Raw genomic sequence first — 16,780 nt, forward strand, 5'->3', positions numbered from 1 at the left:
TTTTCTACCGGTTACATTCTTCAATGTGACAATATGTCATATTGGGTTAAAGTTGAACGGACAGGCTATCTGTCCGTCAATTCAACCTATTTCTTTTTGTTTTTTGTACTTTTACTTTTCTGTTGCGTCTTCATCTGGCTCATCATCTGATTGATTTTTCTTTCAGAAGGTTTCTGACCCATCTGCATCATCATCATGCGCAGCATGTTTTCATCGATAGGAGGATTTTTCTCAAAGTAGTCCATCATATATTTTCTGGCAATGAAGAATCCACCAGCAAGTCCACCGATCAGTGCCAATAAAATTAATACTATCGCTAACCACATATCCATACATATTCACTCCTCTCAGCTATTACTTGTTACTAATAAACCTGTCGCCCGTTTTATACATTCCAATAAAACTGCTCACTGAACTATTTTACACAATTAACATGGAAAAATAAACCTATAAACGTAATTTAGTGTATATTATACGTTTGATTCAAGATTTGATTTTTAAAAAACTTCCTTTCAATTAAGAAATTGAAAGGAAGTTTTCCAGATCTTTATTCAGTATTTGAACGATTTAGCTGTTTAAAGATAGAAAAGTGTTCACAACGTTCTCAGGTGTAAAGCCGTAAGCTTCAACAACTGCTTCGCCGTTACCACTGGCACCGAATTTATCTATAGCCATCACTTTACCGGCATCTTTGACATATTTATGCCAGCCGAATGATGAGCCCATTTCGATCGCTACACGATTTTTAACAGCACTTGGAAGAACTGACTCTTTATACTCGTCAGACTGATCTTCAAACAAGTCGAAACTTGGCATTGAGACGACTGATACGTCTTTGCCTTGTGCTTTAAGCTCTTTTTGAGCATCCATTGCCAATGAAACTTCTGACCCAGTCGCGATCAGGATGCCGTCCGGTGTTTCTTTGTCAGCTGGTGACAGGACGTAGGCACCTTTTTTAAGGTTCTCTCTAGCCAATTCTTTTGAACCGGCAAGGACTGGAAGATTTTGACGAGTCAACACAAGCATGGTTGGTCTGCTTTGTGAAGTCAGTGCAACTTCCCATGCAGCTGCTACTTCGTTGCCGTCAGCAGGTCTCACAACAGATAAGTTGTGCATGCCGCGGAAACTTGAAAGCTGTTCGACAGGCTCGTGTGTCGGACCGTCTTCACCTACAGCAATAGAGTCATGTGTCATGACATAAATAGCTGGGATTTCTGATAAGGCAGCTAAACGGACAGCTGGTCTCAAGTAGTCAGTGAATACGAAGAATGTTGAGACGTAAGATTTAGTCCCTCCATGCAGCATGATACCATTTAAGGCAGCAGCCATGGCAAATTCACGTACACCGTACCAGATGTTGCGTCCTTCATATTGTCCAGCCTGGAAATCTTCAACACCGTCGATGGTTGTTTTGTTAGATCCAGACAAGTCGGCAGATCCGCCCCATAGGTTAGGAACAGCTTTAGCGATGGCATTCAACACTTCACCACTTGTTGAACGTGTAGCAGCAGCCCCGTCGCCTTCTGAAAAGACTGGCAGTTCTTTATCCCAGTTCTCTGGTAATTTACCAGACAATGAATCTTCAAACTGGGCAGCTAGATCTGAATGGGTATTGCGATAGTCTTCAAGCTTTTTGTTCCATTCTGATTCAAGTTTATCGCCTTTATCGATCATGTGCTCTTTAAAGCGTTTAGCTACTTCTTCAGGGACGAAGAAATCTTCGCCTTCCCATCCGTAAGCTTTTTTAGCTGCTTCAACGCCTTCAGGTCCTAATGGTGCACCGTGGACATTATGTGTTCCAGCGTTGGGCGCTCCGAAGCCGATAACTGTTTTGATTTCGATCAAGGTTGGTTTGTCTGTTGATTCTTTTGCTTTTGTGATCGCTTTGTCGATAGCGTCCAGATCGTTGCCATCTTCGACTAAGATATGTTCCCAGCCATAAGCTTCAAAGCGTTGGCCGACATCTTCCGTGAAAGCCTTAGATGTTGGTCCGTCCAGCTGAATGTCGTTGGAATCGTATAACATAACCAGTTTACCCAACTTAAGGTGTCCGGCAAGAGATGCAGCTTCTTGAGATACACCTTCCTGAAGATCGCCGTCTCCACATAATGCATAGGTGTAATGGTCGACGATAGAATGGCCCTCTTTATTGTAAGTAGCTGATAAGTGTGCTTCAGCCATTGCCATACCTACCGCATTCGCGATACCTTGTCCAAGCGGTCCAGTTGTTGCTTCCACGCCGTCTGTGACATGTACTTCTGGGTGCCCTGGTGTATTGCCTTCAAGTTGACGGAAATTTTTAAGATCGTCAACACTGACCTTGTAGCCAGACAAGTGAAGCAAGCTGTAAAGCATCATAGAACCGTGTCCTGCACTTAATACGAAACGGTCACGGTCGAACCATCTCGGGTTTTTAGGATTGACATTCAAGTGACGTGTCCATAATGTATACGCCATTGGTGCTGCCCCCATAGGTAACCCCGGGTGACCTGAATTTGCTTTCTGTACGCCATCGATACTTAATGTACGAATCGTATCGACTGCCATTTGATCGGTTTTATCGAACAATGAACTTCATTCCTTCCGTTTGTTTAAAATTTAAACTCACTATATTAGTGTACTATCATTACGCTTTCATTTCAATGTAAACTCTATCAATAGAAGAAAACGTAAGTGGCGTTCACCCACGATCGTGAAGGCCTTTATCTTTCTGGATTTCCTTCACTTTATCAGGAGTCACATCGTTTCCGTCAGGATCTACTATTTTCATGCCTTCTATATGGTTTCTCATACCAGAACGGAACGCTTTGATGTACTCGTCTCTTAAACCTTTTTGTTCCTGCTTTTCCTCATCAGTTAAGCCGTCATTGCGCTCTTTTCTTACTAATTCATTGATGCGGTCGAGCTTTTGTTTCTCAAGCATGTTATCCTCCTTACACCATTTAAGTCATTTATTTCTCACATTACCTATCATACCATTTGTGACAATAAAGTGGTAGTTATAGATAGCATTCTCATTTATTTATCAAAATAATGACATTTTTCCAGGTATAGCTTCTAAGAATTCCACTCCCCTCCTTTTATTCGAACATTCGTTTGATTCAGGGTATATACTATGCTATACTTTAATAAAATATAGAACGGTTGTTCCATATACTGAACAAATAACAGAGAGGGTTTTAGTATGACGACAAGAGGGCGTAAAGGTGAGAAACAGCTGGAGATCCTGAATTTCATCTATAAACAAGTAAAAAAGAAAGGTTATCCACCTACTGTTAGAGAAATCGGTGAAGCCACGGCACTATCATCTACCTCTACAGTGCACGGACACCTGGCCAGACTTGAAAAAAACGGCTTTATCCTGCGTGACCCTTCTAAACCGCGAGCCATTGAATTTACTCCTTTAGGACTGGATAAGCTGGGCATCGACCCGGACGAGGATAAGATCCCCCTTCTGGGTATCGTCACAGCCGGGGAACCGATCCTTGCGATCGAAGAAGCAACGGACTACTTCCCTATCCCCAATGACCTTGAGATAGAAAAAGGCAATCTGTTCATGCTGACCATTCGCGGAGACAGTATGATGGATGTCGGCATTTTAGACGGCGACCAGGTCATTGTCAGAAAACAGGAAGCTGCCAATAATGGTGATATCGTTATCGCTATGACTGATGAAGATGAAGCGACCTGTAAACGATTCTACAAAGAAGCCAATCATATCCGATTACAGCCGGAGAATGAAACGATGGCTCCTATCATACTTAATGATGTAAAAATCCTTGGGAAAGTTGTTTCATTATACAGAAGTCACATTTTTTAAGAAATATCATACGAAATGAAAAAGGCTGGGATAAAAACTCCCGGCCTTTTTGCTTTTTTGAAACTGTTGGAGAGTGAGGACATTCAGATGAGTGATTTCGCTGCATGACAACCACTTCCTAGTGAATCACGGTATCAACTGGTCACTATAAGGGGATTGAGACTACTTTCTGTAAAAACACAGCATAAACTGGTCACTAAAACGTTATTGTGACTACTTCCTGTAAAATCACAGCATAAACTGGTCACTAAAACGTTATTGTGACTACTTCCTGTAAATTTACGGTGTGAACTGGTTACAAAACTGCAGGAGGAATGTTTTTCCTTGACTAAACGTAGGAAAGAGGCTGGGGCAGAAATGTCCCAGCCTCTTTCGTGTTTCCTTATCGATTCCTCCCGCAAACGCGTGATAAAAACCAGTCCGTCTTCCGCTTTATCGTAAGTCGATGCTTTGCCGTATTACATGAGATAGCTAGATCTCCTGCAGGGCTATAAAAGCTATTTCCGTTAAGGTTACTCTTGATCGCTCCAGCCGCCTTAGACGATTAGGATCAGGTATCGTTTTCCTAAGTGACGAATAAAGCAAACTTCGACAGATAGGCTGGTTATATTTTTTTCTAACTGTCGAATTCTACTGTTATTCGGTCGATAGGGTTAGCTGGCAGTAACCTAATTACCGAAGAAGGCTCACTTCGGTAATTAGGTTGACAGGATGAGTTTCAATGTGTCGAGTACAGGTCCACTTCGGTAATTAGGTGCTGCTCTTTATTCCCTACTTACTGAATATTGAGAACTTCGGCAAGTTCTTTTCGTAACCCAAATCGTACTTACCGAATCAGCTGAAAAGCTGAAGCTTTTTAGGTTCAGACTCTAACTCTAAGCCTTCTTTAAGACCTCTTTCCCCTTACTATGCTTAAATAAAAAAAACAGGTAAAAACCACCCTCGTGGTCTTTACCTGCAGATTTCAGAATATCTATTAATACTTCATCAATGTGAAGATATCGTAACCTTTGATTTTGTCTCGGCCTCTAAGCTCTTCCAATTCAATAAAGAATGCTGCACCAACGACGACGCCTCCAAGTTTCTCTACGAGTTCGATCGTAGCAGCGATGGTCCCACCAGTTGCGAGAAGATCATCTGTGATCAGCACTTTCTGACCAGGTTTAATAGAGTCTTTGTGTAATTGCAAAACATCGGTACCGTATTCAAGACCGTAGTTTACTTCGATCGTTTCTCTTGGCAGCTTCCCTTTTTTACGGCAGGGTGAGAAACCAATTTCCAGCTCATAAGCTACTGGGCATCCTACGATAAAGCCTCTTGCTTCAGGACCTACGATCATTTCAACGCCTTTGTCTTTAGCATATTCAACGATTTTATCCGTTGCGGCCTTATAGGCTTCCCCATCTGCCATCAATGGTGAAATATCTCTAAATATGATACCTTTTTCCGGAAAATCAGGAACATCCGCAATATATTTCTTAAAATCCATTTGTCTTCCTCCATCATTTGAATCGTTCATCATTATTTTTTCAGGTAAGCAAGCAACTCTTTAAAAGAACTGTAGACAAGTACTTCTTCTGCTTCTATCTGCTTCAGCCTTTTTTTATAAGTCAGCGTATCTTCCAGCTGTTTTTTACTCGGATTCGACACTAAACTCAACTTCCCATCTTCCATTGTAACAAATTCGTTCTCTAAAAACACCATTAACATGAATTTTAATGTATCTTTATCTAAATTCATACTTTTCACCATGTGTTTCGTGTCTTTAGACAGAACGACTTCCTGCTTTTTCATCAACCACTTGTATAATTTCTGAAAATGCTGTTTTTTGGGCATCCCCTTCAGATAATAGTCATTAGGCGAATGAAAATAGAGGTAGATCGGATGTGACTGATACGTCTGATAAATCGATTTGAAATGTTCAACATCTTCTGGGGTATCCACGATGATGATCGGCGTCCCGGAAGGAATTTCTTTTAATTCTGATTCACTGTCTGCGATTTGATGAGTGGACCCACTATCGATACGTGGCGTCCATTGTGCGGCAATTGCTTTCTGGAAAAAGATGAAATGAACATTTGATGCTTTAAACATCTTGTCCTGAATGGCACTTTTCCGCTGATCAATGATCAAGGGTTCTTTTGACTTGTAGTCGAGAGCCTGAAGCTGTACTTTTCTGAATCCGTTCCATTCATTTATCGACAAGTAACCGATGATATCGATTTCCGGCGAGGACTTCAGGATGTCAGACCAGTCTGCGCTGTTAAAGGCGATCATGTCCAGCTGGCTATCGTCTTTTTGTAAAGTGGCTTTGAAATGCGTCTGATTCGCGCCGATTTTTTTTGTATTTTCAGGAAAAACTGACCCGATTTTCACCAGTGGTTTCGTGTTATCCTGTCCGAACGGTTTCAGCTGCTCGATGTCTTCGATAGTTTGCGTATCGATATCTCTCCAGTCGATTTCAGTTGCGATATGAAACGTTTTTTCACTTTTAAGTGAACCTGACAGCTGTTCCGCTTTTTTGTTGACTTCTTCTGTGAATTCTGACAAGTAACTTCGATCCAGGCTGAGACCGCAGGCCATTTCGTGCCCGCCAAAACTTTGAAGTTTATCCCTGAAGTCATTAACGCACTCATAAAGATTGAACCCTTCAATACTCCTGCCGGAACCTTTTATTTTGTTTTCAGCTTCATTGACTGTTAGAACGAGTACAGGTTTATGAAATTTCTCAGTGATCTTACTTGCAACGATCCCCAAAACACCTTCGTGCCAGTTTTTCTTTGCCAGAACCATCAGGGACTGATTTTTTTTATGTTCAGCCATGATCATCGCTTCTTCAGTAATCGCCTCGACAATAGCTTTCCGCTCATTATTTTTCGCCAGGATCTCATTGCTCAATTTAAGTGCTTTTTCTTCATCGAAGGTGGTCAGCAAATCTACGACCAACGAGGCATCCCCTAACCGTCCCACTGCATTGATGGGGGGAGCCAGTTGAAAGCCTACTGTTTCTTCATCCACTGATTCAGGTTTGATATTACTGGCCTGCATCAAAGCGATCAGTCCCAGACGCTGCGTCTGCTGCAGGACTTTTAAACCATAGTAAGCGATCGCTCTATTTTCTCCGGTCAAAGAAACCAGATCTGCGATCGTACCGATAGCTGCCAGTTCAAGAAACTCCATTGAATTTTCACCAAGCAGAGCCTGTGCCATTTTCATACTGACTCCCGCTCCGGAGAGGTCCGGTGTTGTATAATGTTGTTCCGGATGTCTAGGATGTATGACCGCATAGGCCTCCGGGAGAACATCCGGACATTCGTGGTGATCCGTCACAATGACATCCACGCCTCTGGACCGAGCATGTGAAATAGCCTCATGACCAGATACACCGTTATCCACGGTCACGATCAAGTGTGTTCCATTATCAATTAACTGATCAAATGCTTCGACATTCGGACCATAGCCTTCTTTGAATCGGTTGGGAATAAAATAATCGACTTGTCCCCCGAGCAGTTCGATGGCTTCATAAAGAATGGCCGTACTCGTTACGCCATCGGCATCATAATCACCATAAACAGTTATCTGCTCATGACTTCCCACAGCAGCCATTATCCGCTCTACTGCTTTTTCCATATCATAAAATAAAAAAGGGTCTCCGATCAGATCCATACTGGGGGTAATAAACTGTTCGACCGCCTCTTTCGTCTCCAAGCCTCTTTTCAAGCACAGCTCTGCGAATGTTTTTGATCGACCAAGTTCTGATGCCAGCTGATCACGTTTTGCTTCGTCTATCTGTTTATTCAATTTCCATACAGTTTTTTTATTTTGCATTCTGTCACTCCTCGTATTACTCACAGACTTATATTATAACAAAAAAAAGACACAATAAAGAATAGACTTCATTGTGTCTTGAAACATTTCTATTTTCAGACTGATCAATCGAGAATCTGTACCCCGATACCGATCAGTCCAGGACCAGTATGGACACCTAAAGCAGGGCTGACCTGATCATAGTAAAAATGTTCGTAGTGCGGTAATAACTCTTTCATTTCTTCCCTGATCGCTTCAGACTCTTCACGTGCGGATTCCCCACCGTAAGCGATAGCTAAATTATATTTTTGAGACCCTTCAGCAAATTCCTGTACGAGCTCAAGTGTTTTCTTCACTGATTTAGACTTTCCTCTGACTTTAGCGACAGTATGATAAATGCCTTCGTCATTACACGTAATAATAGGTTTCAGATTCATCATACTTCCGACAATAGACTGAACAAGTCCGATTCTTCCACCTTTTTGGAGATATTCAAGTGTAGGGACATGGAAAAAGATTTTCGCCTTGTCTACACCTTCTTTAAGGTTCGTTTTGAGTGTTTCCCATTCGACTCCGCTGTTGGCCTGTATGGCAGCTTCTGCTACAGAAAACCCAGAGCCAATACCAATATTTTTCGTATCCAGCACGAAGACATCAAGACCTTCATATTGTTCGGCAACGACTCTTACCATGTTATTCGTTCCACTTAAGCCACTTGAAATAGTCACGGCAACCACTTTTTCATAGCCTTCAGCTTTGATTTCATCAAACATTTCTTTGATCATTTCACCATCAGGCAACGACGTTTTTGGAATTTCCTCTTCCATACGATCATAAACTTCCTGAGCTGTGATGGTTTTTTTGTCGATATATTCCCCATCACTGAAAATGATTTTCAGCGGAATGACTTTCACATCATACTTTTCTTTGATTTCTTGAGGTACATCTGACCCTGAATCAGTTAAGATAGCAATTTTATTTTCATTCATGCTTATTCCCCCTACCATAATTTTCAGCTTTACACTAAGTCATCATCCTGTGACTTGGACTTTGAATCAGGCTCATCGCTATTCAGTTTATCCTTGGCACTCTTATCTGAACGTGTCGTTCTTAGTCCTGGCCCCTCACTGGCATCTGTCTTATCAGTTGAGTTTTTGTGTTTGTTTTTACGCTGATCCTTGAATGCTTTGTAAGTAGACAGCAAGGTTGCGATCAGTGCTCCAAGTAAAACGGATACGAATATTATGACGATCAATGGCCATTCCACGACAGCAAATCCGAAATTAACAGGTACAGGATCAACATTTAATACAGATAGAATAGCGACCCCTAAAAACAATATGATAGCACCAACCATACTCCATTGTTTTTTCATTTCGTTCTCCTCCAATACACCACTTTATATACATAAGAATAACACATATTTTTTAGATATTACATTGATATATATTACTTTTTATCGAATACGTGCTCGACAAAAAAATCGCCCAGAACAGGAAAGAGAGAATAAAATTTGGAAGATACTTCCAGCAGTTTCGGTATATTGACTTCTCTCTTGTTCGTTCCAATAACAGCAATCGTCTTTTCTGCTACTTTTTCAGGAGTCAGCACGAACGGTTCCACTCGTTCCAGATAACTTCCTTCAGGATCGAATGTATCAAAGAAAGCTGTATCCACTGGTCCCGGATTGATGGTCGTCACTTTAATGTTGTGTTTACGGAGTTCCAGTCTCAATGCATCACTGAATCCGATCACTGCAAACTTGGAAGATGAATAGACTGCAGACTTGGGTGTAGCAATTTTTCCGGCGATCGAAGCAATGTTGATGATATGACCGGAACGGCGGTCCGCCATTTTACCGGCAACCTGCTGTGACATATACATCAGTCCCAGTACATTGACTTTGAACATATTTTCGACCTTGGAAAAATCATAATCGATAAAGTTCTCAGTATGTCCATACCCTGCATTGTTGATCAGCACATCGATCTTATCCAGTTTTGAATAAAGGATGTCCATCACACGATCGATCTCGCTTCTGTCTGAAACATCCAGCGGACAGACGATCACCTGAGCGTCGTATCTCCTGACACATTCCTGTTTCACACGTTCCAGCTCTTCTTTTCTTCTGGCACTAAGTATGAGGATGGCACCTTCTTCAGCCAGCCCATAAGCAAGCGCCTCTCCTATACCTGAAGATGCTCCTGTTATCCATACTGTTTTATCTTTTAATGAACGCATCTCATCCCTCTTCTCTTTTTAGTGGAATAGAAACTTCTGTTAAATCGTTCATGACAAAGGCATTTGGAAACTTCTCCTGTGCAGCTTTCTCCATCAGTTTACTTTCAGCATAAAGATAGCGTGCACTGATATGCGTCAACAGAAGTTTAGCTGCTCCGGCCTTTTGAGCAACCGTGACTGCTTCGAGATTAGTCGAATGATTGTAACTGTGTGCCAGATCTTTATCTTTATGCATGAACGTACTTTCATGTACAAGAACATCAGCATTTTGAGCCAGTTCGATACTGCTTTCACTGTACTTAGTATCTCCAAGAATAGTGACGATGCGCCCTTTTTGCTTGGCCCCGATAAAGTCTTTGCCACTGATTTCCTGCCCATTATCCAAAGTGATCGTTTCACCTTTTTTCAGCCGGCCGAACAAGGGACCAAAAGGCACACCTATCTCATGCAGTTTATCTGCCATGAGTTCACCTTCGCGGTCCTTTTCGACGATCCGGTATCCATAGGATGGTATACCATGATGCAATCGCTTAGTTGTAACAACAAACTGTTCATCCTCAAACAATACGCCATCCTTTTCGATCTCAACAAAGCGTATACCGTATCTCAAACCAGACTGGGACAACTTTAACGTCATGGTTACGTACTGTTTTATCCCCTTAGGTCCATATATCGTTAACGGGGTGTCTCCCCCCTGGAACGCACGGCTGCTTAAAAGTCCCGGCAAACCAAAGATATGATCACCATGCATATGCGTGATAAATATCTTATCGATTTTCCGTGGTTTGACCGTTGTGTTCAGGATCTGATGCTGCGAAGATTCTCCGCAGTCAAACAGCCACATACTGTTTCTTTCATCAAGCAGTTTCAGTACAATGCTTGACAAATTTCTGTGTTTCGCTGGAACGCCTGACCCGGTACCTAAAAATAATAATTCCATAAAACATTCCTTTACTTTCTTTATTCTACAAAATCAAATTCAAAGTTATCGATTCTGACTGTGTCGCCATTACGGGCACCTCGATCTCTAAGTGCCTGATCGATCCCCATCCCTCTTAGCTGACGGGCAAATCGCATAACAGACTCATCGAACTGGAAATTGGTCATCTGATAAAGTTTCTCGACTTTATCACCAGATATCACCCATGTACCATCAGGTTCTCTTGTAATAGCATATTCTTTATTTTCAGGTATGAATTTATAAAGGACTCGTTCTTCTTTCTCCGTCTCTTCTTCATACATAGGAAATTCAGGTGTGGTTTCCAGCAGCTCAGCCGTCCTTGACATCACAGTGTTAAGACCTGTTTGAGTCAGGGCGGAAACTTCGAATATCTCAACATCCTGATCATCTTTCTCAAGAGCTTTTCTGAAGTTCGCCAGATTCTCTTGCGAGTCAGGCATATCCATTTTATTAGCGATCACTAACTGAGGTCTTTCACGCAGTTTCAGATCATATTCTTCTAGTTCCTGATTGATCGTGTAGTAGTCTTCGACAGGGTCTCTGCCTTCCACTCCACTCATATCGATCACATGCAGAAGGACACGGGTTCGCTCGATGTGGCGCAGGAATTCAATACCCAAGCCGACACCTTGAGAAGCTCCTTCGATCAATCCAGGCATATCTGCCAGGACAAAGCTTCGTCCGTCTTCTGTTTTGACCATTCCAAGATTGGGAACGAGTGTTGTAAAGTGGTAAGCCCCTATTTTAGGACGGGCTGCAGACACGACTGATAATAGAGTTGATTTCCCAACGGAAGGGAAACCTATCAGACCGACATCTGCCAACACTTTCAATTCCAGCTCGATTTCTTTTTCTTCCCCGGGTTCGCCGTTTTCAGCAATTTCCGGAGCAGGGTTTCTTGGAGAAGCAAATCGGATGTTGCCTCTGCCTCCGCGTCCACCTTTAGCAATCACTGCTTTCTGATCATGTTCCGTCAAATCAGCATACATCGTTCCTGTGACCGCATCTTTAACGATCGTACCGGGAGGAACTTTAACGAACAGATCTTTTGCTCCTCTACCGTGCATGCCTTTAGACATACCGTTTTCACCATGTTCTGCTTTAAAATGACGATTGTACCGAAAATCCATTAGCGTTCTTAATCCTTCATCAACGATGAAAATGACATCTCCGCCTTCGCCACCGTCTCCACCTGCGGGTCCACCGTCAGGTACATATTTTTCACGTCTGAAAGCTACCATGCCGTCTCCGCCATTACCAGCTTTTACATTAACTTTAACTTGATCCAAAAACATAGACACTTATATCCCTTCTTTCTATAAAACACTTCTCTACCATCTATTCATTTTACACTAAATGACAGGTGATATCTAATTGGATTTATTACGAAAAAAGAAGAGTCATCGGCTGACTCTTCTTATACTTTATAACTTATTCTTTTGATAAAGCTGACATTATGACTGGCCGGCTCTCGCAAAGGCAATAATCTGGTTTTATCTTCATTTTTCCGATTGAAGATTTCCATGAATTCATTCGTCTTACTGCTTAAATACTCCTCATAATACGTTCTGGCTTCTTCGATCTTCTCCAGGGAATAGTCCTGCTCAGGAGTGTCACCGATTTGAGTATACTTTAAGGCAGGATAATCAGAAAAGAGTGTTTCATCCTGAGACCCGCACAAATCTATGATCAGCTGTTTCTTTGCTGTCGGCCTCATTTCGAACATATCATCCAGCAGTTCTTCAGAAAGCCAGGCATTTTGAATAGACGGTCCTATGATCACTATATCGGCTTTTGATAAACGATAGACCAGCTGACTCAATTCAACGGACTGGATCTCGCTTTCCCATCGGCTGTCACTGGTAAGGCTCATCCATTTTTTTATATTTGCTACCATTGCTTTCGACTTTTCATTCTTTTCCAGAAAGGTCAAGTAGGCACTCGTTTTTCCAATAATGTACTTGGTTATCTGATTTATACTGTCATTGTTTCCTATTATAAGGAAATTCATATCCTCTTTTATGGGATAATACTGTTTTAGTGACTGAATAGTCCTGGTTTCATATCCGCTCACGATCGGATATAAGGTTTCATTATCAAACAGTGAAAGCGAGAACTCTATGGCCTTCTTGAACAGACCGGTCAGTGTGTCTCCGGCTGTTCCCTGGATACTACTCTCATATAAGGCCTGCTCCAGTACATTCACCGACTCTGACTGTTCATTTGCAGCACTAGTCAAAGTGAATAAATGCTTCACCACATCGTGATTGAATTTACTGTAAGTCTCCAGGATGATTTCTTCCAAACACTTCCCTGTGTGAGAAGACAGATATCTCAGCAAGTCACCATGCCTGAAACTCTGTTCATCGATGTATAAATAATATTCGTTTCTATTATCTGTAGTGACCAGAACGATTTCAGAAACCCCGTCAAATCGACTGATGTCATTTAAATGACGCATGCGCAGCGATTCATCCAGTCCATACTTATGAATGTCAACGGAAGAAACAGTATCCCGGTTCACACCATACATAATCAGCTTCATGCATTCTCATCCTTTGATATATGTGCCAGAATAGCATCCCAGACCTCTTGTCTTCCTTCTCTTGTAAACGAAGAGAACGTGAAGAATTTGTCCTCAGAACTGATCTTAAGCGTTTTTCTGATCAAACTCTCATGTTTGTTGTATTTAGATTTTTTAATTTTATCTGATTTTGTAGCCACAACAAACACCGGCACATCATAATGTTTGTAAAAATCATACATCAAGATATCGTGTTCTGAAGGTTCATGTCTGAAATCGACGAGCAGTATCCCCAGCACCAGTTCTTCACGAGTGGAAAAGTAATCTTCCATCATGCGTCCCCACTTTTCCTGCTCCGCATTAGAAGCTTTGGCATAGCCATAACCGGGAACATCTACAAAGAAGAGTTCGTTTTCAATATTGAAAAAATTCAGAGTTCTTGTTTTCCCGGGTTTTCCGGAAGTTCGCGCAAGCTTTTTTCGATTGACCATTGTATTTATAAATGAAGATTTCCCGACGTTGGAACGTCCTGCTAATACGATTTCTGGTAAGCCATCTTCCGGATATTGAGTAGGAGAAACTGCACTTATTGTTATTTCAGCATAATCTATTTTATTGCTATTCATTGTCATCTCTCCTTGAATCGTTTAATAAATCACTTGTTAGTATACCACATTTTCGAAAAACATAAAGATAAATATTAAATATTAATGACAAATATGTTTTCTGTTACAAAACAGTGTCAAAAACCATTTGACGATCCAGAGCTATTCTATACCCGATCTGTTTCTTCTTAAAACCCGGAAGCCATCTCCACAGCAGTCAGCTCTATAGACTAAATGCGACCTGTAATGTGCTTTACTACACGTTTTTTATGACTAGTGATAAACTGAGATTAGGAGATTTTTCTTTCATCACTTACAGGAACACACAAACTCTAAAGGAGCGGATATAATGAGAGAGAATCATTTTGATAACGTTTCAAATGGTAAAGGTTTTATAGCAGCTTTGGATCAGAGTGGCGGCAGCACACCAAAAGCACTTGCAGCATACGGCGTCATGGAAGAGGCCTATTCTACTGAAGACGAAATGTTCGATCTTATCCATGAAATGAGAACGCGGATCATCACGGCCCCCGCCTTTGATTCGGAACATATTTTGGGTGCCATCCTGTTCAAGCAGACGATGGACAGCAAAATAGAAGGAAAATATACGGCGGATTATCTGGCGGAGGAAAAAGGGATCGCCCCTTTCCTTAAAGTCGACAATGGACTGGCCGAAAAATCTAAAGGCGTTCAGATGATGAAACCTATCCCGAACTTGAAAGACATGCTTGTTCGTGCCAACGAACGTCATATCTTCGGTACAAAAATGCGTTCAGTGATACATGAAGCAAATGCCGAAGGAATCAAAGAAATCGTGGATCAGCAGTTCAAATTTGCCAAAGAGATCACCGATGCCGGCCTGGTCCCTATCGTTGAACCGGAAGTGAATATCCACAGTAAAGAAAAAGAAGAAGCCGAAAATATCTTAAAAGATGAGATCATGAAACATCTTGATAAGTTGGCTGAAGATGAAAAAGTCATGTTGAAACTGACACTTCCAGAGACACCAAATCTCTATAAGGAAGCCACCGAACACCCTCGTGTGGTTCGAGTCGTTGCCCTCTCAGGCGGATATACACGGAAAGAAGCAAATGAAAAACTCAGACATAATGAAGGCGTGATCGCCAGCTTTTCAAGAGCACTCACACAGGATCTGCGTGTCGACCAGTCCGATGAGGAATTCAATGAGTCATTGAGAAAAGCAATCGAATCCATTTATGATGCGTCTGTCAACAAAAAATAAGGGTTTCAATTAAAAGAGTTAGTCGAGAGAAAGATCAATCTCCCCTATATAATACTAACAGTTCGTGTCTTTTTCATATCAGGTCTCTGCGCAAATATCACACGTTTAAGATACTAGACACAACTTACTATCCGATCAGACATCGGACGCTTTTAAGACTAACCTAGCTTTTCATGGAGACCCTTCATTCAACTACAATCAAGGAGATGATACGGTGAAAAAGACATATGATATCGTTGTGATCGGCAGTGGTGTTGCCGGAAAGGCAGCCGCATCGGGGCTCGCTTCTACTCAAAGAAAGGTAGCTGTCATTGAAAATGACCTTTGGGGAGGAACGTGTCCGAATCGCGGCTGTGACCCCAAAAAGGTCCTCGTTTCTGCAGTAGAGGCTCAAACCATGGCGGCACAGATGAAAGGAAAAGGAGTCACCGATACACCTCCAGTCAATTGGCCGGATCTGATGGCGTTCAAAAAGACCTTCACAGATCCTGTACCTGAACGGAGTAAAGAGAGTCTGAAGTCTGCCGGGGCAGATGTCTATACCGGTACGGCCGAATTCCTAAACGAAACTTCTCTTCAAATCAATGACGATGTACTGGAAGCTGAACGCTTTATTATTGCTACAGGTGCACACCCGTTTATTTTAGATATCAGGGGAAACGAACATTTCCTCACGAGTGATGACTTTCTGTCTCTGGCTGACATGCCGGAAACCATCACATTTATTGGTGCTGGTTATATCGCCTTTGAATTTGCGGCGATCGCTTCTGCTGCCGGAGCAAAGGTGCATGTGATCCAGCATAACTCCACACCGCTTAAAGAATATGATCAGGTATTTGTAAAAGAAATCATGGATCAGTTGGAATCCAAAGGTGTCACCTTTCATTTAGATACCAACGTTACTGAGATCAGTACCAAGGCGGACGGGTATCTGCTGAGTGGCAACAACAATTTTTCACTCCACACAGACCTGGTTTTCGGCACGACTGGCCGCGTGCCCAGTGTCGAAAAACTGAATCTGGAAAAAGCCGGAGTCGGCTATGATAAAACGGGTATCAAAGTCAACGATCATCTCCAGACGAGCAATCCTGCCGTGTATGCGATAGGTGATGTCTTGTCTAAAAAACAGCCTAAACTGACCCCTGTCTCAAGTCTGGAAGCCAGCTTTATCCTCTCTCAGTTTACAGGTAAGAAAGAGGACCCCCTCGTTTACCCAACTATCCCAAGCATCGTCTTTACGAGCCCTAAACTGGCTCAAGTCGGTGTGACGGTAGAAGAAGCAGAAGCGGACGACACGTATGAATGTTCAGAGATCGATGCAACGAGCTGGTTCAGTTACGCAAGAAAAAATGAACCGGTATCCAAAGCAAAGGTCATCACTGAGAAAGGATCCGGACAGCTGGTCGGAGCGACTTGCCTGAACAGCGAAGCAGATGAACTGATCAACTACTTCAGTATACTTATAAATAAAAAAGTGAAAACTGAAGAGCTGTCAGACATTGTGTTTGCTTACCCGACCATTGCCAGTGATTTATCCTATTTTTACAGCTGAGACTTGAAAAAGCCCTGCTTCTCCGTC

At 42.1% G+C, this 16,780-nt stretch carries 15 protein-coding genes; 3 read left to right on the top strand and 12 right to left on the bottom strand.

Annotated elements, in window-relative coordinates; all coding sequences use genetic code 11:
• Positions 1–86: 86 nt before the first annotated feature.
• From BMX84_RS00160 to BMX84_RS00170, 3 genes are all read right to left on the bottom strand, one after another.
• Complete coding sequence (locus tag BMX84_RS00160; protein ID WP_091485730.1) at positions 87–332, bottom strand: YneF family protein; 246 nt, start codon at positions 330–332, stop codon at positions 87–89.
• Between the two features lie 235 nt (positions 333–567).
• Positions 568–2,568, bottom strand: a complete 2,001-nt coding sequence (tkt, locus tag BMX84_RS00165) for a transketolase (protein ID WP_091485732.1) — start codon at positions 2,566–2,568, stop codon at positions 568–570.
• A gap of 112 nt (positions 2,569–2,680) precedes the next feature.
• A complete protein-coding gene (locus BMX84_RS00170; protein WP_091485735.1) occupies positions 2,681–2,923 on the bottom strand; it encodes a DUF896 family protein in 243 nt (80 codons plus the stop codon).
• A 261-nt stretch (positions 2,924–3,184) separates the two neighbouring features.
• Here BMX84_RS00170 and lexA point away from each other — a divergent pair, with 261 nt between their 5' ends.
• Positions 3,185–3,820 (top strand): transcriptional repressor LexA, encoded by a 636-nt coding sequence (lexA, locus tag BMX84_RS00175; RefSeq protein ID WP_091485738.1) that lies wholly within the window; start codon positions 3,185–3,187, stop codon positions 3,818–3,820.
• A gap of 976 nt (positions 3,821–4,796) precedes the next feature.
• Here lexA and BMX84_RS00180 read toward each other — a convergent pair.
• The 9 genes from BMX84_RS00180 to yihA form a co-directional block, all read right to left on the bottom strand.
• Entirely contained in the window at positions 4,797–5,309 is a 513-nt protein-coding gene (locus BMX84_RS00180) for an adenine phosphoribosyltransferase (protein ID WP_091485740.1), read from the bottom strand.
• Positions 5,310–5,341: 32 nt separating this feature from the next.
• Positions 5,342–7,648 (bottom strand): single-stranded-DNA-specific exonuclease RecJ, encoded by a 2,307-nt coding sequence (gene recJ, locus BMX84_RS00185; RefSeq protein WP_091485743.1) that lies wholly within the window; start codon positions 7,646–7,648, stop codon positions 5,342–5,344.
• 104 nt (positions 7,649–7,752) lie between these two features.
• Positions 7,753–8,616: a DegV family protein gene (locus BMX84_RS00190; protein WP_091485745.1), complete on the bottom strand. Its 864-nt coding sequence runs from the start codon at positions 8,614–8,616 to the stop codon at positions 7,753–7,755.
• A gap of 29 nt (positions 8,617–8,645) precedes the next feature.
• Positions 8,646–9,002 carry a LapA family protein gene (locus BMX84_RS00195; RefSeq protein WP_091485748.1) on the bottom strand — a complete coding sequence of 119 codons (357 nt, stop codon included), beginning with the start codon at positions 9,000–9,002 and terminating at the stop codon, positions 8,646–8,648.
• A 74-nt stretch (positions 9,003–9,076) separates the two neighbouring features.
• Positions 9,077–9,868 (bottom strand): SDR family NAD(P)-dependent oxidoreductase, encoded by a 792-nt coding sequence (locus BMX84_RS00200; RefSeq protein ID WP_091485750.1) that lies wholly within the window; start codon positions 9,866–9,868, stop codon positions 9,077–9,079.
• A 1-nt stretch (position 9,869) separates the two neighbouring features.
• Positions 9,870–10,808: a ribonuclease Z gene (gene rnz / locus BMX84_RS00205; RefSeq protein ID WP_091485753.1), complete on the bottom strand. Its 939-nt coding sequence runs from the start codon at positions 10,806–10,808 to the stop codon at positions 9,870–9,872.
• 20 nt (positions 10,809–10,828) lie between these two features.
• Positions 10,829–12,124, bottom strand: coding sequence for a GTPase ObgE (gene obgE, locus BMX84_RS00210; protein WP_091485756.1), 1,296 nt, complete (start codon positions 12,122–12,124; stop codon positions 10,829–10,831).
• Between the two features lie 122 nt (positions 12,125–12,246).
• Positions 12,247–13,374 carry a Rossmann-fold NAD(P)-binding domain-containing protein gene (locus BMX84_RS00215; protein WP_091485758.1) on the bottom strand — a complete coding sequence of 376 codons (1,128 nt, stop codon included), beginning with the start codon at positions 13,372–13,374 and terminating at the stop codon, positions 12,247–12,249.
• On the bottom strand, positions 13,371–13,985 hold the full coding sequence (yihA, locus tag BMX84_RS00220; protein WP_091485761.1) for a ribosome biogenesis GTP-binding protein YihA/YsxC: 615 nt from the start codon (positions 13,983–13,985) through the stop codon (positions 13,371–13,373). Before yihA ends, BMX84_RS00215 begins: the two co-directional genes overlap by 4 nt.
• A gap of 322 nt (positions 13,986–14,307) precedes the next feature.
• Between yihA and BMX84_RS00225 the strand changes: the two genes are divergently transcribed.
• Together BMX84_RS00225 and BMX84_RS00230 are read left to right on the top strand one after the other, a co-directional pair.
• Entirely contained in the window at positions 14,308–15,201 is an 894-nt protein-coding gene (locus BMX84_RS00225) for a fructose bisphosphate aldolase (RefSeq protein ID WP_091485763.1), read from the top strand.
• A gap of 214 nt (positions 15,202–15,415) precedes the next feature.
• A complete protein-coding gene (locus BMX84_RS00230; RefSeq protein WP_091485766.1) occupies positions 15,416–16,753 on the top strand; it encodes a dihydrolipoyl dehydrogenase family protein in 1,338 nt (445 codons plus the stop codon).
• The last annotated feature ends 27 nt before the right edge of the window (positions 16,754–16,780 follow it).

The sequence above is a fragment of the Alkalibacterium putridalgicola genome, from assembly GCF_900109825.1.
Taxonomy (GTDB): Bacteria; Bacillota; Bacilli; order Lactobacillales; family Carnobacteriaceae_A; genus Alkalibacterium; species Alkalibacterium putridalgicola.